At 48.5% G+C, this 21,888-nt stretch carries 16 protein-coding genes; 6 read left to right on the top strand and 10 right to left on the bottom strand.

The window, feature by feature from the left end; all coding sequences use genetic code 11:
* Positions 1 to 8: 8 nt before the first annotated feature.
* Genes VF399_03145 through VF399_03135 form a run of 3 tightly spaced genes read right to left on the bottom strand, consistent with a single transcriptional unit; the run spans position 9 to position 3,748 of the window.
* The gene (locus VF399_03145) at positions 9 to 1,670 is read right to left on the bottom strand and encodes an adenylate/guanylate cyclase domain-containing protein (GenBank protein HEX7319339.1); all 1,662 of its coding nucleotides are present in this window, start codon (positions 1,668 to 1,670) and stop codon (positions 9 to 11) included.
* The gene (locus VF399_03140) at positions 1,654 to 2,757 is read right to left on the bottom strand and encodes an HD domain-containing phosphohydrolase (protein ID HEX7319338.1); all 1,104 of its coding nucleotides are present in this window, start codon (positions 2,755 to 2,757) and stop codon (positions 1,654 to 1,656) included. Before VF399_03140 ends, VF399_03145 begins: the two co-directional genes overlap by 17 nt.
* Entirely contained in the window at positions 2,738 to 3,748 is a 1,011-nt protein-coding gene (locus VF399_03135) for a DUF362 domain-containing protein (GenBank protein ID HEX7319337.1), read from the bottom strand. The genes VF399_03140 and VF399_03135 overlap by 20 nt, the downstream gene beginning before the upstream one ends.
* A gap of 295 nt (positions 3,749 to 4,043) precedes the next feature.
* On the opposite strand from VF399_03135, the gene VF399_03130 reads away from it, so the two are divergent.
* Together VF399_03130 and VF399_03125 are read left to right on the top strand one after the other, a co-directional pair.
* Complete coding sequence (locus VF399_03130; GenBank protein ID HEX7319336.1) at positions 4,044 to 4,955, top strand: SUMF1/EgtB/PvdO family nonheme iron enzyme; 912 nt, start codon at positions 4,044 to 4,046, stop codon at positions 4,953 to 4,955.
* 70 nt (positions 4,956 to 5,025) lie between these two features.
* On the top strand, positions 5,026 to 7,338 hold the full coding sequence (locus VF399_03125) for a DNA translocase FtsK 4TM domain-containing protein (protein HEX7319335.1): 2,313 nt from the start codon (positions 5,026 to 5,028) through the stop codon (positions 7,336 to 7,338).
* 202 nt (positions 7,339 to 7,540) lie between these two features.
* Here the strand turns inward: VF399_03125 and VF399_03120 are convergent, their stop codons facing one another.
* Complete coding sequence (locus VF399_03120) at positions 7,541 to 9,544, bottom strand: sensor domain-containing diguanylate cyclase (GenBank protein HEX7319334.1); 2,004 nt, start codon at positions 9,542 to 9,544, stop codon at positions 7,541 to 7,543.
* 126 nt (positions 9,545 to 9,670) lie between these two features.
* Between VF399_03120 and VF399_03115 the strand changes: the two genes are divergently transcribed.
* Positions 9,671 to 10,738 carry an alanine--glyoxylate aminotransferase family protein gene (locus VF399_03115; protein ID HEX7319333.1) on the top strand — a complete coding sequence of 356 codons (1,068 nt, stop codon included), beginning with the start codon at positions 9,671 to 9,673 and terminating at the stop codon, positions 10,736 to 10,738.
* A gap of 150 nt (positions 10,739 to 10,888) precedes the next feature.
* Positions 10,889 to 12,928 (top strand): T9SS type A sorting domain-containing protein, encoded by a 2,040-nt coding sequence (locus VF399_03110; GenBank protein ID HEX7319332.1) that lies wholly within the window; start codon positions 10,889 to 10,891, stop codon positions 12,926 to 12,928.
* 189 nt (positions 12,929 to 13,117) lie between these two features.
* Here VF399_03110 and VF399_03105 read toward each other — a convergent pair whose 3' ends face one another.
* From VF399_03105 to VF399_03080, 6 genes are all read right to left on the bottom strand, one after another.
* The gene (locus VF399_03105; GenBank protein ID HEX7319331.1) at positions 13,118 to 14,101 is read right to left on the bottom strand and encodes a MoxR family ATPase; all 984 of its coding nucleotides are present in this window, start codon (positions 14,099 to 14,101) and stop codon (positions 13,118 to 13,120) included.
* A gap of 101 nt (positions 14,102 to 14,202) precedes the next feature.
* Positions 14,203 to 15,084 (bottom strand): hypothetical protein, encoded by an 882-nt coding sequence (locus VF399_03100; protein HEX7319330.1) that lies wholly within the window; start codon positions 15,082 to 15,084, stop codon positions 14,203 to 14,205.
* 16 nt (positions 15,085 to 15,100) lie between these two features.
* A complete protein-coding gene (gene rpiB / locus VF399_03095) occupies positions 15,101 to 15,547 on the bottom strand; it encodes a ribose 5-phosphate isomerase B (protein ID HEX7319329.1) in 447 nt (148 codons plus the stop codon).
* A 75-nt stretch (positions 15,548 to 15,622) separates the two neighbouring features.
* On the bottom strand, positions 15,623 to 17,002 hold the full coding sequence (glgA, locus tag VF399_03090) for a glycogen synthase GlgA (GenBank protein HEX7319328.1): 1,380 nt from the start codon (positions 17,000 to 17,002) through the stop codon (positions 15,623 to 15,625).
* A gap of 91 nt (positions 17,003 to 17,093) precedes the next feature.
* Complete coding sequence (gene galT / locus VF399_03085; protein HEX7319327.1) at positions 17,094 to 18,095, bottom strand: galactose-1-phosphate uridylyltransferase; 1,002 nt, start codon at positions 18,093 to 18,095, stop codon at positions 17,094 to 17,096.
* A complete protein-coding gene (locus VF399_03080) occupies positions 18,095 to 20,119 on the bottom strand; it encodes a peptidyl-prolyl cis-trans isomerase (GenBank protein HEX7319326.1) in 2,025 nt (674 codons plus the stop codon). Before VF399_03080 ends, galT begins: the two co-directional genes overlap by 1 nt.
* Before the next feature lie 156 nt (positions 20,120 to 20,275).
* Between VF399_03080 and VF399_03075 the strand changes: the two genes are divergently transcribed.
* Both VF399_03075 and VF399_03070 read left to right on the top strand, forming a co-directional pair.
* On the top strand, positions 20,276 to 21,175 hold the full coding sequence (locus VF399_03075; GenBank protein ID HEX7319325.1) for a DMT family transporter: 900 nt from the start codon (positions 20,276 to 20,278) through the stop codon (positions 21,173 to 21,175).
* A gap of 183 nt (positions 21,176 to 21,358) precedes the next feature.
* The gene (locus VF399_03070; GenBank protein HEX7319324.1) at positions 21,359 to 21,871 is read left to right on the top strand and encodes a zinc ribbon domain-containing protein; all 513 of its coding nucleotides are present in this window, start codon (positions 21,359 to 21,361) and stop codon (positions 21,869 to 21,871) included.
* Positions 21,872 to 21,888 lie beyond the last annotated feature (17 nt).

The following is a 21,888-nucleotide window of genomic DNA, read 5'->3' as shown; positions in this document are numbered from 1 at the left end:
TTCATTCCTTATTGCAATTCATACACGGATATCTCATCAGCCTTGCCCTTCACCCGTGCTTTACCAAGGGCGCGGAAAGGAAGTTCGACCATTTCGTTCTTTTTCGCCATCGCAGAAGTAGTCTCGCTGACAATGATCTGAACGCCGAATTCCTTGGTCAGGCTTTCCAACCGGGCCGCGAGGTTGACCGCGTCGCCGATAACAGTGTATTCCATGCGCATGGGCGAGCCGAAATTGCCGCTGATGACTTCGCCGGTGTTTATGCCGGCACCGATCGAGAATCCGAGTTCTTTTGCCCGCTTGACCATTTCACGGGCTGCCTGGCACGCGTTGAAGGCTGAATTCTTTACCTGGACCGGAGACCCAAAGACCGCCATCACGCAGTCACCGATGAATTTGTCGATCCGTCCCTGGTATTTGAAAACGATTATGACCATTTCGGTCAGGAACCGGTTCAGTTTAGCGCCGACCTCTTCCGGCGACGATTTCTCGGCGTAGGGCGTGAAATTGCGGATATCCGCGAACAGTATCGTGCATTCGACCTTTTCGCCGCCCAGTTTCGGCGGTTTGGCGATGACCTTCTCGACCAGCTCCTTGGAGTAATATCGGGCGAAGATCGATTTTATCTTTTTCTTTTCTTTTTCCTCGACCTGGTACCTGTAGATCAGCGCTCCGATCACCGCAGCGACGAAAGTATAGAATAGCCTGACTACGCCTGCGTCCATTTTTGAAGTGAACAGCACCAGCGACAGGATGATCGTGAGCAGCACGATAACTACGATGGCGGAGATATAAAGATAATATTTAGCGCGGATCACGAGAAAGACAATGATCAAAACCGCGACCAGCGTGAAAAGCAGCACAAAACCATACGGCACCTCATGGATCCGGTCGCCGCTTCGCATGTTCAAAACGAGATTGGCCTGGATCGCGATACCAGGAAAGTGCCGCGCGAACGGCGTTGCGTGGTAGTCAAAAAGCCCGGGTGCGGAACCGCCGATAAGAATGGTCTTGCCAGCAAAATATTCCTGCGGCACACGTTTCAAATACACATCGACGAACGATATAAAACGAAAGGAGCCCAGACTGTGGTAAATTATGAGGAATGATCCAGCTTTGGTCTCTTTTGTGATGCCGGCAAGGACCGCCGCAAAAGTTTTTTTGCCGTTGAGCGCGAAGTAACCACGGCGAACCACGCCATCATTATCGGCGATTATCTCGCCCAGCCCGGTCGAACACAAACCGGCAAAAACGGGTTCCTGCTCGAGCGTGGAGATAAGCGTCACATTGCCGCTGCTGCGGATCGCACTGCCGGTCATGGAATCAAAATCAGGTTTCTGGTAATATTGCCGCGCGATCACGGGCAATGTGTCGGGTTCCGCGAAGAAAATATCTATGCCGACCGCTGCCGCCGGCTTAAGGTAATCAATGACCTCGGCGAAATACGCCCGGGGCCAGTTCTGATACCGGCCGAGTTTTGCCAGACTGGCTTCATCGATATCAATTATCACGATACTTTCCTGAGGTTCACTGCGCAGCATTATTTGGTATTTAAGGTCATAGATCTTTTTTTCGAACGGCTGCCAGACCGGCTTGTACAGCGCGATGACATTGACCAGCGCCAGTGCGGCGATGGCGATGACCAGCGTGCCTTTAAGTTGTTTTGCCATAAGCGTTCATGAATATCTTTACCAGCTGCGGGTCGAACTGCGAACCGGCGCACCTTTCGATCTCCAGTATCGCCGCATTGTTCTCCATGCGCTGGCGGTAAGGCCGGTCCGAGGTCATGGCGTCGAGAGTGTCGGCAATAGCTATGATCCGGGCATAGAGCGGTATGGAATCGCCCTTCAATCCGTCCGGATAACCGTTGCCGTCAAAGCGTTCATGATGATGCAGGATATTGGGGGAGAGCCGTTTGAGCTCCGCGATCGGTTCGATGATCTCAGCGCCGAACTTCGGATGGTTCTTCATGTAGGCGAATTCATCAAAGGTGAGTTTCCCCGGTTTTCCCAGGATCCGGTCAGGGATACCGATCTTGCCCACGTCGTGCAATATGGCCGAGACTTCCAGGTCTTTCATTCTCTTTTTGTTTAAGCGCGCCTGTTTGCCGATCAGCAGAGAGAATTCGACAACGCGGGCAGAATGACCGCGCGTATAAGGGTCCTTGGCATCGACCGCTTCCACGATCGCTCGGATCGAAGAAAGAAACAGCTCATCGAGCTCCTTGTACAGCGACGCGTTTTCGACCGCGATCGCGATCTGATTGCCCAGCGACATGAACATTTCCAGGTCGTCCTTGTTGAACTGGCGGTTGCCGCGTTTGTTCAATACTTCGGCGACACCGATGATCCTGCCCTTTACGAAAAGGGGAACAGCTAGAATGGAACGAGTGATGAACTTCGTTTTTTTGTCGACGACGCTGAACCAGCGCTTGTCTTTCGTGACATCGGCGACAAGAAGAGGTTTTCCGTGCTCGGCTACCCAGCCGACAATGCCTTTACCCATGGGGATCTGTATATTTTTGGCTTCTTTCCCCTTCACGCCGCGGGCCGTGAGGAAGTACAGGACATTTTTCTCGGGGTCGATCTTGAAGACCGATGACGCCTCCGCTTCCATGACATCCTCGGCTTTCTGCAGGATAAGGTTGAGCAGATCGTCGATATTGAGGGTCGAAGAAAGAGCCAATGATGCGTCAATAAGCTTTTCCAGCCTTTTGATCCTGTCCTTAAGGTTTAACTTAGATGGTTTTAATTTCATATTTTCTTTCTCCCGCGCCGAGTTTTTCGGCAAAGAGCAGCTGTTCCTGAGGATCAACGTCCGGGTGGATCTTTTCGAGCGCAGTGCGTGTCATGTCGTAGGAAGCCTGGTCAATGGCGACCGGGTCAAATCCTGCGAGAATACCGATATCGGGGCAGAGCAGTGGTTCGTTCGAGTGAAAACAGTCGCATTCCGGCGATATTTTCAACAGAAAGTTGATGTAAAAAACTTTGCGTCCCTTTATGAAATTGGCGGTGTAGCGCGCGATGCCTTTCTGGACATCAGAAGCACCTGCGCTCCAGGAAAATTTTATAGCGCGCTCGGGGCAGACCGACATGCAGCCGCAGCAGCCCGTGCATATGGCTTTGTCTATCTCAACTGTCTTGCCGGTTTTTTTGACCGCTTTGAAAGCGCAGTAGTCGTGACACTTGAGACAACCCGTGCACTTAACTGCAACCACGTACGGTTTAGACTGCGAATGCATGTCGAGTTTACCACCCTTGGAAGCGCAGCCCATCCCGATATTTTTTATCGCCCCTCCGAATCCGGTCAGCATATGACCTTTGAAATGACTGGCCGCGATAATCGAGGCGACCCGCTTGAATCCGCGTGCGATCTTAGAGCCGTTTACGTCGTCATACTCGTCGCCATAAAGACCGTCAGTTATGATAACGGGCGCGAAATCAAAACCATGTTCACGGGCTAGTGCAATATGAGTGTCAGCATGGAAACGCCGGCCTGAATACAGCGTGGTCGTTTCCGCGAGAAAAGGACTGGCTCCGGATTTGCCGATCATAGAAACCAGCCGCTTGACAAAAAGGGGATGTAGAAAGTTTATATTTCCGTCTTCGCCAAAATGGGTTTTGATGGCGCAGGGTTCATTTTTTGCCGTGATCTTCATGCCGTCGGCGGCGGTTATCAGTCTTTCAAAGAGTTTTAAATGGTTGTCTTTATGGCTCTTAGTCAGGTCGAGGAAATGGAGTACAGCCATGAAAAATTATATTCAATCGTACATAAAAATCAAGGATATAGAAAATTAATAGCCATGACCTCCTCCTCTGTCATTCCCGCCCCTGCCTTCGCAGGGGTAAACTTGTCCCCGCAAAAGCGGGGAGCGGGAATCCAGGACCAGCAATATCTGGATTCCGTCTCCCCCTGATCATGTCAGAGGACAGGCAAGCACGGAATGACAGACACAGGGATCGCCCGCAATGACGCACTGCTGTCTTGACAATGATGATACGTCTGATATGATGATGATGATAATGGTTAGTTTAGGAGGTATTATGAAAGAATGGATACGGAGCATATGCTTTTTTTCAATGTGGCCGTTACTGATGATCTGCCTTATCGCGCTTTATTGCGGCAAGGGCGGACCTGAAAATCAGAACAAGCCGAAGCCGGCGAATCAAGGTTCCCTGAAGGGTCTGATCCCTTTGGGCAAAAATACCCAAGGTCATGTGGAGTTCCGTCATGAAAAAAGCGGTATTATTTTGATCAAGATATCCTCTGATTCATTTATCATGGGCTCGGATAAAGGCGACGCGGATGAAAAGCCCATGCATAATGTTCTTGTCAACGGATTTTTCATCGGCAAGTATGAGGTTTCTAACGAACAATATAAGATTTTTTGCGATTCCACGGGACATTCCTATCCCAAATCACCCAACTTTAAGGGAATGGACGATTATTTCTTAAAATACCCGGATTACCCGGTCGCTAATGTGACATGGGAAGACGCCAGGTCGTTCTGCGATTGGGCGCAGCTTCGTCTGCCTACAGAGGCCGAGTGGGAAATGGCCGCGCGCGGCAATGACCGCCGCAAATATCCCTGGGGTAATGATGAACCTAATGCCGGAGGCACTTACCGCTGCAATCTTTTCGGGAGCAGCCCTTTTGAGGCAAAACTTGACGGGTATCAGTATACGAGCCCGGTCAACGTGTTCGACAGCGGGATCTCGCCTTTCGGTTGTTATGCGATGGCCGGCAATGTCTGGGAGTGGTGCGCCGACTGGTACCTTGCCGATTACTACGCGTGGAAACAAAATGCGGATCCCCAGGGTCCGGAAAATGGCACTGATCGGGTCATGCGGGGCGGCTCATGGACCAATGATGGCGATGGAGTACGGACCGCAAACCGCGATTCCTCGTGGCCCGTCGAGCATATGGGCTCTTTCGGGTTCCGGCCGGCTTTGTGATCTCGTTGGATCATCCTGGTCATTGCATTGACAATAATAAGTTTCTATATACAATAGGCTGAGCGTGATCATGTCAGTGATCTTGAATACCGTCATATCGGTGTTGCTGTTGCTGATCGCCTGCGGTGTGCTGATCGTTATCGCCCAGCGGCTTGATGAGTCAAAGCAGCGCAGGCTTCTCGGGATCGTGATGTTCCTTGTGGCCGTGCTGTTCCTGATATCCCAGATATCGTTTTTAATCTTCCCGGCGCTGCCGGGTAATAATTTCGGGGGCTTATTAGGCTATTACACGTCATATGCCGTTTTTTTCCTGATCGGACTTTACTTCTTCTGCATTCCCCTGATCCTTATCTATTTAAGTCATATTTATGTATTCAGAAGTGAACAGCAGGATGGTTATCACTTGTTATACGCGGTACCGGTCGGTCTCATTGTCGACAGTCTGCTGGCATTGTTTGTCATACTGGCATTCAACGGCATGCCGGTGAGCGGTCGTCTCGGAGTAGTAGTAACCGAGTTCCTGCTTCAATATTTCGGACGCGTGGGCACGTTCATGATCATCGGTTTTGGCATAATAATCATGCTCTTCATGATGATGAAAAAGATCATTATCCCGCAGCGACTCAAAGAACCGGTCATCAAAATCATGCCGCCCGTGGAAAAATTGAAGAAAGAAAGAGCAAAAGTGCCGAAAGAAGAACCACCGGCTGAACCCGGGGAGAAAAAAGGAGATGCAAACGGTGATACGCCAGGGAAAAAGAAGACGTTACCCAGGATCGATTTTAAGGCTGAATTCCTGAAGATCCTGGTTGAAACGCAAGCCAAACGCGGCGTCAACGAGGATACGTTGAAAAAGGAAGCAGAAATCCTGACACGCCGTCTTGAGGAATTTGATGTCCAGGGAAAAGTCACCGGTATCGAGTCGGGACCGGTCATATCGCGCTTTGAATTTGAGCCCGCGCCGGGCATAAAGGTCAACCGCATCGCCAATCTCGACAATGATCTGGCACTGGCGCTGAAGGCGACACGCATCCGCATCGTCGCGCCGATCCCCGGTAAATCAGCGGTCGGAATTGAAGTACCGAACCGGGAACGCAGCCTTGTCTTTATGAAAGGCTGTATCATGGACCCCGATTTCGAGAACAATCCGTCGCCGCTCGCTATCGCGCTGGGCGAGGACATCACCGGTAAGCCGGTAAGCGATGACATCTCGGCGATGCCGCACATGCTAATCGCGGGTACCACGGGATCCGGTAAAAGCGTGTGCATCAACGCGATAATTGCCAGCCTGTTGTATCACGCTTCTTATAAGGACCTCAGGTTCCTTATGATTGATCCGAAACGCCTGGAACTCCCAATGTACAACGCCATTCCTCATCTTTTAAGGCGGGCGGTGATCGAACCCAAAGACGCAGTAGAGGAGCTGGAGCAGTGTGTGGCTATCATGGAATCGCGGTACCGGGATTTCGCGCGCGAAAATGTCCGCGACATCGACGGGTATAATGAGAAAATGCGCAAAAAGGATGGGAGGGTCAAACCCTACATCGTGATAATCGTTGACGAACTTGCCGACCTTATGCTGACGGCGCCCAGCGAAATAGAAGAGAATATCACACGCTTAGCCCAGATGTCCCGGGCCGTTGGTATTCACCTCGTGCTCGCGACGCAGCGGCCGTCGGTCGACGTCATTACCGGTCTGATAAAAGCAAATTTCCCATGCCGCATCGCATTCCAGGTGGCTTCCAAGACCGATTCCCGGACCATCCTGGATATGAACGGTGCTGAATCACTATTGGGCCGCGGCGACATGCTCTTTCTACCTCCGGGTAAGGGCACGCCCATCCGTCTTCACGGCGCTTATATTTCCACCGAAGAGGTTTGCGCGATCAGCCGCCTGATTGCCCAGCAGCACCTGGCCGAGCTTATGAAGGATGTCGAAGCCGACCAGGAAGAGATAATAAACGCGATCCTCGATGAAGAACTGTGGACTGTTTTCGTGGACCAGGACGACCCGGCGTTCGGCGAAAAAAGAAAAGCGCTATCCAACGTAATACCGAACGAAAAGATCGATGAGATAATACTGACCGGATACTATCCGCAGCTAGGCGAAGTCGTGACCGAGGAAGAATCCACGACCTCGGTCGAAGAGGGCGAGGTGGATCCGATGTTCAAGGACGCGGCCCGGCTTGTTTTTCGGCACCAGATCGCGTCCGTTTCACTGCTGCAGCGCCGGCTTAACCTCGGATATGCGCGGGCCGGGAGGATCGTCGACCAGCTTGAGGCCGCCGGGATCGTGGAGCCTTTCCAGGGCAGCAAATCACGCAAAGTGCTGGTCGAACGGCAGGAAGTTTTGGACGATATCCTGAACCGTTACCCGGATTAGAAAACCGCCACTCTTACTAAGATAATATCATTGGCAGACCAGTGTATGTTCAATTGATTTCGATATAATGATCAGACAAACATAGATTCTTCAGGTTTCTGCGAAACCTTCAGAATGACACATCTTCCTGTCATTCTGAGCGAAGCGAAGAATCTAGATTTGGTTTTATGGTAAACGAAACAATGCTGAAAAAGGAAGAATTTTACAGTGATTCTACCCGGTTCTTGCCGAGTGATTTCGAGCGGTAAAGCGCCTTATCGGCGTTACTGATCAGATCGACCGCGTCCCGCGCGTTGAGAGGGAATGCCGCTAATCCGATAGAGATGGTTATGTTCCCCTTGCCAACGTTTTTGAATGAGATTTTTGTTCTCTCGACCGCGCTCCTGACCCTTTCCGATACTTTTAATGCCGCGCTCAGGGATGTTTCCGGGAAAATTATTACGAATTCTTCTCCGCCGTACCGCGCCACAAAATCGGTGTCACGCACGTTGTCCTTAAGTGTTCTGGCAAGGGCAACCAGCGTCAAGTCTCCTGCTTGGTGTCCATTTCGGTCATTGAACGATTTGAAATTATCAAGGTCGACCATTGCCAGACTCAGTGGTCTTGAATAACCGCGGGCTTTCCTCATTTCAGAATCAAGCATCAGATCAAAATGACGGCGGTTGGCGATATGGGTGAGCGAGTCGGTTAAAGACAGCTTCTTGGTTTCGTCATACAAACGGGCGTTCTCGATCGCGATCGCGGCTTGGGAGGCAAAGATGGAAAATACCCGCAGGTCTTTTTCGGAAAACGCGTCCAGGCGGTCACTCTCCAGGTCGAGGACACCGATGATCTCGCCTTTTATCATGAGCGGCAGGGCGGCTTCCGATTTAATGGTTTTTTTACCCTGGACATAGAAAGGCACTTTGGAAACATCCGGCGCGTAGAACATTTTACTGTTGGCTGCGACATAACCGGTAATGCCCTCATGCCGACCGATCTTGAGACGGGAATGTTTAATCACGTATTCGGAATATCCGTGAGCCGCCCTGATATAGAGCTCTTTTTTATCCTTATCGATCAGCAGGATCGCGCAGTTCGTGTAACCGAAAGTTTGCCTGATGACACCGAGTATCTTTATCAGCACGTCATCAAGGTCCAGCGTGGAGATCACGGACTGGGCGATGGTGAAGGATACGGCGAGTTCCTTGGCATGGTTCGTGGCATCTTCGTAAAGCCGTGCGTTGTGGATCGCCACGCTGAGCCGGTCGGCGATCAGTTCCAGAGTTCTGACCGAGTTTTGGTTGAAGGCATTCACCTCGTTGCATTGAATGTCCAGGACACCCACCAGTTTTCTTGATATTTTTAAAGGCAGAGCGATCTCGGATTTTGTGCAGGTTTGACCGTACGCGACATAGTGCCGGTTCCGGGTGATATCGTTCGAGACGATCGTTCTCGACGTGTGCAGGATTGTACCGACAATGCCGTGACCAGGTTTTATCCGCAAGTTCCGCGGTACGTCGTCGACAAAACCCCGCGACAGCTTTTGTAGTTCGAGAGCTTTGTCTTTCAACAGGAACACTGCAACGTTGAAATTCCTGAAATTTTCAATGATCGAATCCGTTACGCTTTCACAAATGGTCGCGAGATCGAGGCTCTTTGTCAAACGGTGCGCGATCTGGTTCATGAGCGCAAGCTCTTTCGCCCTTATGACCTCTTCTTCGAAAAGACGGGTATTGGCGATCACCACGGCCGCACGCGAAGCAATGCTCATGAGAAAAGATTCATCCATGTTAGAATATGCGTTTTCATGGTTATAATCCTGGATATTCATGACACCTTCGACATTGTCTTTGTATATCATCGGCACGCCCAGCCAGCTTTTAGCCAGCCGACCGATTATTTTTATGCCGTGTTTCCGGCAGAAACCCTTGAGATTACGATCAATTCTTAGTGTTTTTTTTGATTTTATGACATATTCGGTCATGCCACCTGACAATTTTCGCGTCAACATGTTAAAATGCTTACCTTTGATCGTGTAGACTTCAAAACTTATCGTGTTTTCGAGCCGATTATAGATTGCGATATAAAAATTGCGCGTATCGTAGACTTTTGAAATTTCCAGATATATCCGTCTGATGACCTTGTGAGGGTCGTATGATGAACCAAGGATATTATCGATCCTCTTCAGGAGTTCAAGACGCTTCGCGTCGATAGTTCTATCCATTCTTTACCAATTATATATGATAAGAGGATGGTGTCAAGGATTCCGTATGGGTTGACAATGAGGAAAAACCGGGTATAATTGACCATCAGATTTTGTCTTTTGAAAATAATTATTAAGGAGGTTTGAATGCACAAAAAACTGTTTATACCAGGACCGACTGAAGTCAGGCAAGACATCCTCGATGCTCAGGCTAAGCCTATGATCGGGCACCGGTCAAAGGATTTTGCCGCGATAAATGATGGAGTAATAAATAAGATTAAAAAAGCGCTGAACACGAAGAACTATACCTATGTATTTACATCATCAGGTACCGGTGTTATGGAAGGCGCTATTCGCAATTGCGTTAAAAAAGACATCCTCCACGCCGTCAACGGCGCGTTCAGCGACCGTTGGTTCAAGATCAGCAAGGCATGCGGTAAAAGCGCCGACGCGATCACCGTGCCCTGGGGTAAGGCGATAAAGCCTGAAATGATCGAAGAAAAGCTCAAGACCAAGAAATACGAGGCGATCGCGCTGGCTCAGAACGAGACATCCACGGGCGTGAGAGCGCCAGTGGAGCAGATCGCCGAAGTCATGAAAAAGTATCCGGACGTGATCTGGCTGGTTGACATGGTCAGCTCGCTTATGGGTGATATCGTGGACGTGGACAAACTCGGGATCGATGTATGCATCACCAGCAGTCAGAAGTGCTTCGCTTTGCCGCCCGGGCTTGCAGTTTGCACCGTAAGCCAGAAAGCTCTTGATAAGACGCGTACGGTCACAGATCGAGGATATTATTTTGATTTTGACGCAATGCAGAAACGCTACGAAAAAGACAAGCAAACACCAACAACACCAGCCATTTCTTTGTTCAACGCCCTGAACTTGCAGATGGATAAGATCCTGGCGGAAGGCATGGAAAATCGTTATAAAAGGCATATAGCTATGGCTGAGTATGTAAGAGCCTGGGCAAAGAAGCATTTTGCCATGTTTTCAGAGGAAGGGTACCATTCAGTAACGGTCAGCTGCATCGATAATACCCGCAAAATAACGGTCGCTGACCTGAATTCTGAACTGGGAAAGAGAGGTTTCCAGATCTCCAACGGATACGGCGATTTGAAAGAGAAAACGTTCAGGATAGCTCACATGGGTGATCTGACCCTGGATGAGATCAAGGAAGTTTTGAAGAATATTGACGAAATACTGAAGCTGTGATCGATTTTTATTGACATTACTTCAATTGTGATTATGATGGAACAAGTAGCTGTAAAAGGGGGTGACGATATAATAGACAGATCCTGACCGGTATCGCGTGAGTTACAGAAAGCAAGTTTAGGCAAAAGAAATCAATAAAAAGGAGATGAAATGAAAAAAATAATCGGGTTTGCTATATGTGCTTTAGTTGCAGTATCTTTTGCTGCTAACCAGGATGACCATGGTTCAGGTACAGTCATTCCTGACCAGGGTACGGCTCTGGCTGGCGGCAACACGGTTACTGAAGAATCCAACCCGCAGACATCCACAGTGATGACCGGGTGGACGATTGAAAAAGCGCAGTTGATATCAGAATGGGTTGAAATGGCATCGGTAGAAAGACAAAACGCCACCAAGGCTATACTTCAGGAATGGGCTGGGCTGGAGTCACGTTTACCGGCAGATAAATATTCAGCGGAAGATAGTAAATATGTGGGCTATCGTGCACGCTTAGCCGAGGCTTGCGCTGCTTTCAAATCCAACCCTAATGCGGATAATTATTCCGAATTTGCGTCGATCCTTAAAGAGGCTGACTATTATCTGTCGTATATCGAGCGCGAGCGGACTCTACCCAGAAATCCACCCGATGTGCAGCAAAACGACAACAATACCAATCTTCTGAATTACAAGGACGAAGGGCAAATCCTGCAAGGAACCGGATGGTATTTGGGTTATGTTAACGGTAACTATAGTGATGATGTAAACCCCTGCGTTGCTGCCTTAGGTGACACGGTATTTGTGTCCTGTAACGACCAGTCATATGAAACGCTGTATGTATACCGTTCGGTGGATCGCGGAGAGAGCTGGTCTTTGTGGTATACAACAACTAGTGGCTCGCCATACCAACGATACGCCTTTGATTTGACCATTGACATCGCAAATCACTACCTGTTCCTGGCCTACACCTATGTCACCGGATCAATCTCCGGGGATATATGGGTGCGCCGGTTCACTGATTTTAACAACTCGGGAACATCCACTATCCATAATATCGAACAAACAACAGATGGGTGCTGGCAGCCTCATATCACGATCGAGCATGAATACACAGACCACCGGATATGCTGTATGTATTACAATAACACGGCCACTGCCATGGTTATCGCGCAATCTACGGATAATGGGCAGACCTGGGCCACGGTTCACACGACGACATGGGATCCATATGTCTGGCCTACACCCAAAGCGGCACAGGGAGCAGCCAGTGCGTCCACCGACAGGAATTACTTTGTCGCTCGGAAAACCGCCAACACGATAACGATATTCGAAAGCGTAAGCGGTATGGCAGGTTCTTTTATTGAGACTGACTATGTACACTCATATGCTGTTGATGGGTTTGATGTTTCAGCATCACATAACTACAATGACATGAGCGCGGCTGTTAGTTTCGGTTATCAGTGGACAGGTACCGATTACAATATCAGGGTCCTGTTCCGACCCAGTCAAACCCAGCCATTCATTTCCCAGCTTATTGATGGTGATGGTCTGATGACAAAATCACCCGTAATATCGTGCGATGCCGAGTACGCCCTCAATCATGCGGGTCCTGACTTCTACCATCTCGGATATTACAAGGATCTTAATGCAGATACATACTATTATCCTTATGGATGGCGCTGCCTTAATGATTCAGCATCTCTTGACGGGTGGAGCAATAACAGCGGATATCTGGAATCGATAAACGGACTGCCAGTTGATTCAATAGCGTCCATTTATGATTTTGGTACTCCCATGGGATTTTACCAGATAGACATGACTACGCTTTATGAAACTGGCGCAGGACAGTGGTCACCAGGGATTGCCTGGATCCGTTATTATTCAGACACGGATGCTGATTGCCGTCTGTCTAAGCCCGACCCTGTGTATGGTGTTGCTGAGTATGGTTCTTCCAAGCTCAATAATCGACTTGTTTTGCAGCCGAATCCTGCACAGAGCTCAATATTGCTGAAGTACTCAATCGCCAACGCCGGTTCAGCAACGATCGTTATATATGACGCAGCCGGCCAAGTGATGGAAAAGCTCGAAACTGAAAACCGAGGGATAGGTACGTATGCCGATCGATTTGAAATCAACCTTCCGAATGGTGTGTATTTCGTGCGGGTCATAACGCCCGATGGTGTAATGGGCAAATCCCTGGTGGTTGTGAAATAATCATTTTTACAATAAAAAAGCCCCCAAATCAACGGGGGCTTTTTTATTTATCCCGTTAGAGAAAACCACCGATTTAAATCGGTGGTTATTTCCGAATAAAGCAGACGGCGGTTTAATACCGCCGTCGCGCATTCCCGTTAGAGGACGGAGTTCTCTAACGGGATTTATTCTTATCATAATAGCCGAATATTAGGGTATTTCGAAAATGCCGTTTATAATGTCATCCGTTGTCATTCCCTCGGCTTCAGCCGCGAAATTGGTGATGACTCGGTGACGTAAGACCGGATGCGCGACATAGTTCACGTCGTTCATGTTCGGCGAGTAACGGCCGTCAAGCGCGGCGTGCGCTTTGGCGCCCAGGATCAGGTACTGTGACGCCCTGGGCCCGGCACCCCACGCCACGTATTTTTTGACCGTGTCTGGGCAATCATTACTTTTTGGTCTGGTAAGACCGACCAATCTCACGGTTTGCTCGACAACGTCATCAGCGACGGGCATTTTTCTTATTATTTTCTGCAACATGATGAATTCTTTTGCATCAATCACTTTTTCAAGCGTTACTTCATACGCTGAAGTCGTTGTCTTCACGATCTCGGTTTCTTCTCCGGGTCCTGGATAATCAATATATATGCTGAACATGAACCGGTCCAGTTGAGCTTCAGGTAATGGGTAAGTCCCTTCCTGTTCGATCGGATTCTGGGTCGCCAGCACAAAAAACGGCAGGTCAAGCTCACGGGTTTCGCCGCCGTGCGTCACCTTGTATTCCTGCATTGCCTGGAGCAATGCCGATTGAGTTTTTGGCGGCGCGCGGTTGACCTCGTCAGCCAGGATCACGTTGGAAAATATCGGGCCCTTGATGAACCTGAAGTTTCTTTTACCGGTTGACTGATCCTCTTCGATTACTTCAGTGCCGGTGATATCTGATGGCATGAGATCCGGCGTGAATTGTATCCGGTTGAAGGAAAGATCGAGGATATCCGCGATCGTGTTCACGAGCAGGGTCTTTGCCAGACCAGGAACGCCCGTGATGAGAGAGTGGCCATTACAAAAAAGAGCCAGTAGCACCTGTTCAATGACAAAATCCTGCCCGATGATGATCTTATGGATCTCGTCAGTGATGCGTTGTCGATTTTCCTGCAGCCTTTTTATTTTTTCCAGATCGGTATTTTGCATTATGTCGTATTACTGCGCCGGTTGTGGATAACTGTTAATATATAATATATTCAATAGGCAAAAAGTCATGATATTACGGCAGTTCATGCATTATCCACAAGTTATCCATAATTATCCACATTTGACAGCTTTCCTTCGTATATTTCCTGACGTTTTGCTTCCAGTAATTCTTCTTTTCCACCGCGGTAACATGCGGCCGAGCAAAGCATTAAATTATCGCGGATGTCCTTAAGCTTTAAAATATAATCGCTCCAATTCATATCCCTGAGCAGGTGATGGTCAATAATGATCGTGTTTACCGATGATTTGGAAATGATCTTGCTCAGATTCTCAAGACAATTGTCGATATCGGATTTCTTATAATGAGTACCAACGAGGTAAGTAGCCGGTCCGTCAATGATGATCTTACCCGGATCGTTCTGGATAATGAATTCTGTCGCATCCGAATTCAATGGACCTTGAACATCAGAGCTGAAAATAAAACGTTCGTTGCCACAGTCCTCGATCATGACCTGGATGACATATCCCAGTTGCTGAGATGCGCCATGGAATACCGGCGGCGAAAAGACGACTTTTGTCTTGCCGAAGTTGAACGTGGCATTATCGGCGATCTGAATGCTTTTTGCGTACTTTTCGATACGGCTCAGGAAATAGGTGGCTCGGTTCCTTTGCCCATCATTGATGAATTCGCGCGGATGTTTGACAAAAACATCCTTTTTGTCGTAAATTTCGGGTTCATCCGGGTTGTGATGATCATAATGATAATGGGTAACGATGATAATATCAGAGGAGCTAACCCATTGCTTTATTTCTTCCCACATTTTATGATGCCGGTCCAGTTCGAGCTTATGGGGCGGCAGCGAGTAACGGTCAGGCGAAACCGACACACCCGGATCAATGAATATTTTTATATCGGCGGTCTCCACATAGGTCGCCATGCTCCTGACACCGAGCGAATCAAAAGCCACGGGAAGGATCTTCATATCAGATGATCATTAGTTAATGCATGTTTTCATATTTATTTATGATATCCAGTCTTTTCTGATGCCGGTTGCCTTCGAATTTCGTATTAAGAAAGCGCTGGATCGATCCGCGCCATTGTTTCGCGGTCTTAATAAACCCAGCAGGCAATACGATGATATTGGCATTGTTATGAGCGCGAGCCAAGCGGCCGATCTCCGGTTCCCAAGCGACCGCCGCTCTTATGCCCTTTACTTTGTTCGCCGCGATCGCCATGCCTTGACCGCTATAACAGACAAGAATGCCAAAACGGGCTTTTTTGTTCTTCACTTTCATCGCGACCTTTAATGCGTAGGTTGGATAATCAGACGTGTCAGTCGTAAAAGCGCCCTGATCCTGGACCCGGATCCCTTTTTCTTTTAAAAAAGTAGCAATTTTATTCTTGAGCTCAATCCCGCGATGGTCAGAACCGACAGCAATGGTCATGATGTGCTCTATCCTTTCATATCAACGATACATTACTATACAAAGTTTCTGCGTAAAGTCAATAAACGGCAGAGGTCAAGAGGCGAGAAGCTTTTCATAAAGTGCCATATACTTGCGGGCGGACGCAGTCCAGGAAAAATCGAGATTCATGCACTTTGCTGCGACGCTATTCATGGTTTCAGGGTCGCGGTATAAAAAAGAAGCTCTTTCGACCGCAGCCAGCAGGTCTTCTCCGGTGTAATGATCGAACACTATGCCATTGCCATTCTGGGTTCCGGCATCATACTCCTGGACCGTATCGACAAGGCCGCCTACCTTGTGAACAACCGGGACGGCCCCGTATTTCATGCCGATCAGCTGACCCAGGCCGCACGGTTCATAACGGCTGGGCATCAGAAAAAAATCGCTGCTCGCATAGATGCGGTGAGCCAGCGTATCGTCAAACTTCAGGTTGACCGACACGTTACCCGGAAAAATTTCTTCAAATTTTTTGAATTTATCATGGTATGGTTTCTCGCCGACGCCCAAGAGGATGAAATTGAACCCCATCAATATGATCTCGTCTAATGTCTTGGCCAGGAGATCGAATCCTTTTTGGCCGGCCACGCGAGATACCATACCGATCAACGGCCGGTTTGCATCAAGACCGTATTCATTGGCGAGTTCCTTCTTGTTCAGTTGTTTTCCGACGAGATCCTGGTATCGCGCAAAAATATACTGGTCTATTCGCGGATCCCAGGTGTTATAGTCAATGCCATTGATAATACCGTTGAGATGAGACGCGCGCATCCTCAGTACGCCGTCCAGGCCGCACCCGAATTCTGGGGTTTGGATTTCCCGGGCGTAGTTTTGGGATACGGTAGTGATCCAATCTGAATAGAGAAGGCCTGATTTCAAAAGGTTGATTTCACCATAGAATTCAATGCCATCCGGCGTGAAAAATCCGCGGTCAAGACCAAGAATATCGTATTTTGAACCAGGGAAACGGCCCTGATACCCGAGGTTGTGGATCGTAAAAACGCTTTTCGCCCGGCACTTTGCCAGGCGGGAAAATACCGGAACAAGGGCGGATTGCCAGTCATGGCAGTGGATTATATCAAAATCGCGGTCTTGTAAAACCTGGACTGCCGCACGGCAGAATAGAGTAAACCGTTCGCAATTGTCCTCATAATCGCCAACGGGTGTTCCGTACAGATTTTCCCGGTCAAAAAAAGGAGGGTAGTCGACAAAAAAAGTGCGGTCTTTCTTGCATATCCTGACATCGTAGACTGAATTTCCGGACTGCACCTGCAGTTCCCTGTCGAATTCTGCTTGGATACCCCGGTATTTGGGCATAATAATATAAGTTTCACATCCCAGTCCATCGAGATATGCGGGCAGTGCTCCAACAACATCGGCAAGACCGCCGGTTTTTGCAAAGGGGAGAGCTTCAGATGCGATGAAGGCAACCTTCATGCTCAGAATTAGTTAAATGGTGATTAGTAATTGGTTAAATATTTAACCATTTAACCATATAACCAATTTTTGGTCCTTATTTGTTTGCATGTCACACTATGTTTTTAAGGTATGTGGCTGATTCTTCCGGGGGTGTTGGGTTGATATAAAAGCCCGTGCCCCATTCAAAACCGGCTATCCTGGTAAGAACCGGTATGATCTCGATATGATAGTGATAAAACTCAATGCCCTTAAGCGTTATCGGCGCCGTGTGGATGATAAAGTTATAGGGCGGAGAATTCAACGCTTTTTTCAGCCTTAGCAGCACATCCTTAAGGATCATGGCAAGGTCTTTGATGGACGCATCGTCAGTATCCTCAAAATTGGACAGGTGAGTGCGGGGTAGGATCCAGGTTTCAAAGGGAAATCTGGGTGCGAACGGGCACATTGCTATAAAAGTGTTATTTTCATTGATAAGCCTTTTCCTCACCTTTATTTCCTGGGCAATGATGTCACAGAAGATGCACCGTTCGCGGTATTCATAGTATCGTTTGGCGCCGTCCATTTCTTCGATTACCCGTTTTGGAATAATGGGCGTGGCAATAAGCTGTGAATGACTATGCTCAAGCGAAGCGCCGGCAACCGCTCCAAAGTTTTTGAAGATCATGACATATCTGAATCTCGTATCATTTTTGAGGTCCATGATCCTTCTCTGGTATGACTGCACCACGCTGGTGAAGGCTTCGGGAGCGAGATCAGCCAGGTCAGATTGGTGGTCGTTAGTTTCTATTATTACCTCATGAGCGCCAATACCGTTTATACGGTCATAAATACCTTCGCCGCGGCGGTTCAGTTCACCTTCAATGCGTAACGCCGGGAATTTATTGGGGATAACCCTTAATGACCATCCCGGTGCATTGGGTTGGGAATTGTTATCGCGCAGTGCGAATATTTCCGGTGGTGTGGCGGCTTCGTTGCCGGGGCAGAACGGGCACTCGGCTGGCGATATCTTTTTTTCTTCAGGCTCGAATTTAAAGTCTTTCGGCCGCTTCGCCCGTTCCGTGGATATTATTACCCAGCGACCGAGAACCGGGTCTTTACGCAGCTCCGGCATTAGTCTTTCTTTTCTGTTCCCGGCACAACGGATGGATTGGGAATGTCAGATTTGTCCTCGGGTTTTTCCTCTTTCTCCGGCTCCGGCAGGAGTATCTGGATCTGGGCATCCTGCCTGATTTTTGCCAGGAATTCATCAACGATCGTCTTTTGCTTTTCGCGTTTTATTGCCATCTCAAGCGATGTCCAGACTTCTTCGGGTGTCCGGTACGCAGCCGGTGTATGTTCGGATACGGTAATTATCGTGTAGTTTGAATCATTGGGGACGAAAACCTTGCTGATCGTGCCCGGCTTTAGCTTGAATGCCACTTCGTCAAACTCTTTAGGACGCATTCCGAACCTGAGCGTGCCAATATCGCCGCCCCGTTCTTTTGACGAGGATACCGAGTAAGCCTTTGCCATCGAATCGAACTTGGCGATGTCCGTGACTTTTGCTTCTTTACTGAAAAAAGGAATAAAGCAGGATTTTCCGCCGTACAAGGACAGCAGTTCTTTGTGTATTTGATAAGCCTGGGCTCTTGAGTAGGTCACGATCTCGCGGCATTTGACGGTTTCCGGGATCTTCATATCTTCCCGGCGTTCCTTGAACATGTTAATAACCTCGCTAGAGTCGACGGTGACCGCTTCGATCACGATCTTCGTATAAAGCCCTTGGTCGAGCGACTTCTTAACCGCTTCAAGCATTTTCGTGAAATATCCTTCGTTCAGGTAATATTTTTTCACCAGTGCGTATTCAAGTTTCAGGTTATCGTCGATCAGGATCCCCAGGAGTTTTTCGCATTCTTCTGGTTTGCTCAGGTCAACCTGTCCAAATTGCGGTTGAGTGCTATTCTTATCCTCCAGGTTCTGTCGCGTTACTTTCCGGCCGTTTATCAATGCCAGGACAGTATTAGGTTCGGTTTTTGACAAACTGTCTTTAAATATCATGATAACTGCTTTGTCCTTCAGTTTTTTCATGAATTGAAGTTCTATTTCCTTGGTTCTCTCAGCTCTGAGCGTCGCTTCGATCTGAGGTTTCATTTCATCAAAACTACGATAACGTTCGGGTTTATGGTCGGTGACAAGATATATCGCGAATTTTCCTTCAACCGGCGTTACCGCACTTACCTTATTGGGTTTTATTAAAAAAAGCACGTCTTCTGTCGCTTTGGGCCTGGTACCGCGGTTGATTATACCGAAATTTCCGCCGCTTGTTTTGTTCGGCTGGACCGAGTACGTCTTTGCGAGCGAGTCGAAGCTTGCCGGGTCCTTCAATAACGTGTCGCGAAGAAAAACCGCCAGACTCTCGGTTTCGACAACGATCTCCTTGCCTCGTACTTCCTCGTTGAGCTTATAGGTTGATTTGTTCTTCTTGTAGTATGCTCTGGTCTCTTTTCCCGACGGGGCAGCTTTGGCAACGATGTCAACGCTTGTTATCTCATCGAGCAGAGCCTGCTTCTTAGCAATAGCGATGGTTGATTTGTACGGGTCCATGTCCTTGACGTTATTTTTCACGGCGCTGACATACAGCAGCCGTTCCAGGATCATCTGGTCGAGAGTCGATTTTTCGTCTTTTTTACCAAAGGGGGAAGACTTAGCCATGCGCTCATCAAGCTCCAGACGGGTGATATTGTAGCTGTCAATGACCGCGACATAATCCTGGTAGTTCTTTTTAAAACAACGTTCGACGCCGGATAAGGCGAAGGAATCCAACGGGAATTTTCTAAAACGCGTAGCGACGATCTCGTATTCCCGCGCTGCATCAAGATAATTTTCTTTAAGTTCAAGCGCCTCAGCCAGGCGGTAATGGACAGCACCGTCCGTCTGCTTGGCCGTATTCAAAATATCGCGGTATATCGTTTCCGCTTTGCCCGGATCGTCGATCTCGTACAAGTACAGATCGCCGAGCGCGGTCTTCCATTCAACAGAATTTGTCTGTTGAATCATTTTTTCGCAATAATTCACAGCTGCTTCGTAATTGCCGTCAACGACAAGATTGATGTAGTCTTGCGGCAACAATGCCAATAGCATTAGGATTAATGCCATGATACCTCCTTCATTGAATAAAAATTATAATCAAAAAGCGTGCGATGTCAATCTATTCAAAATGGGCATCGTGGTCGTCGTCATGGTCATAACGGAGTCAGGTGTTCATACCTTGTATCAGTGGCGCTTTTATATATACTTCAAAAGGCCGGAGCCATGACCATAACCCTGAAGAACAAAACTGCTGGTGTGTTATCGATCCTCGCTGCCAGCGTCATGTGGGGGATTGAACCGATCCTGGCAAAGCTCTCGTACCAGACCACGGATTATCTCGGAACGTTCGCTACCAGGATCATATTCTGTTTCAGCGTCGTGACCGTGTATCTTTTATTAAGGGGGAAAAATCCTTTTGTGATATCCCGGCGCCAATTCCCCTGGCTGGTTTACCTGTCGCTTGCTGCCACGCTTTTTGCCGATCTTATGTACACCTATGCCTTGACCAGGGTACCGGTGATCAACGCTGTCCTGATCGGCCATATGCAACCGCTATTCATTGTCGTAATGGGGTTCATTGTCTTGCGGTCAGACCGATTGACGGTGTATGATTATGCCGGCATCGCGGCCATGATCTGTGCGGGTGTCCTAGTGACCACTAAAAGCATTCCTAACTTGCTGGCCCTAAAGTTTGGTTCGGTCGGTGATGCTTTTGTTCTCGCCGCGACCGTCGCATGGGCGACCACCGCGATCGCGACACGCAAATACCTGAGAGAATTAGATGCCGGTGTAGTGGCGTTTTATCGTTTTTTATTCGCAGGTGTTTTGTTCATATTATATATCATTTTAATGCGCGGTCTCAGGATCGTCAATCCTTACCAGGTCATGCTGGGGATCGTTATCGGCATTGGTACGGTGTTCTACTACGAAGGGCTGAAGCGCATCAAGGCGGCTCAAGTCGCCGCTCTGGAATTATCAACGCCGTTTTTCGCCACGGTCTTGGGTATTTTGGTCCTGCGGGAATACATAACACTAATGCAGGGCATCGGCCTTCTTCTGCTGGTCATCGGTATATTATTATTATCCAAAAAGGAGATCCCCGAACCGCACGGGGAGCTCTGATAATACCGTTTTTCAATATGATTCCATAATGATAAGCGGTACGCAAAAGTCAGCGCCGTTTTTCAATATGATTCCATAATGATAAGCGGTACGCAAAAGTCAGCGGTGATATATTATCATTGACACTAATTCTTATTTGACTAATATTGTAAGTAATTTATGTATACTGGATCTAGGATACCAATGACCAAATGCCCGGCTTGCCGGAAAGACATCAATCCCGAATTCAAATTTTGCCCGTATTGCGGTTCAGTAAATCCTGACGTCAAACCCGCTAAAAGCAGAGGTGTCGATATCAAGATCGGACCCGTTTTTTATGGTTTCCCCCTGATAAACATCGCTGTTGGAAGGGATGAAAAAGGCCGGCTGCGCGTCGCCAAGGGCGTGATCGCCATCGGTCAATTTGGCATAGGGATTATTACCTTTGCCCAGTTTGGGATCGGCATATTATTTGGTTTTGGCCAGATGATTATCGGATTGACTGCCATCGCACAGGTCGCGATCGGTACGGTGTTCGGCTTGGGTCAGCTGGCGACCGGTTATATCGCGATCGGACAGCTTGTCCTGGGTTGGTACGGATTAGCGCAATTCGGGCTGGCGCGCTATATATGGACGCCTGATCACCGTGATATTGAAGCCGTGATGTTTTTCCATCGGTTGCCGGGCCTGATCCGAAATATTTTTAGTTTTAAATAGTCGTCACATAATGCAAT

The organism is bacterium, assembly GCA_036382775.1.
GTDB lineage: Bacteria > Hydrothermota > Tepidihabitantia > SM23-42 > JAOAFX01 > DASVHD01.
This window is presented reverse-complemented; position numbering and strand designations above follow the sequence as displayed.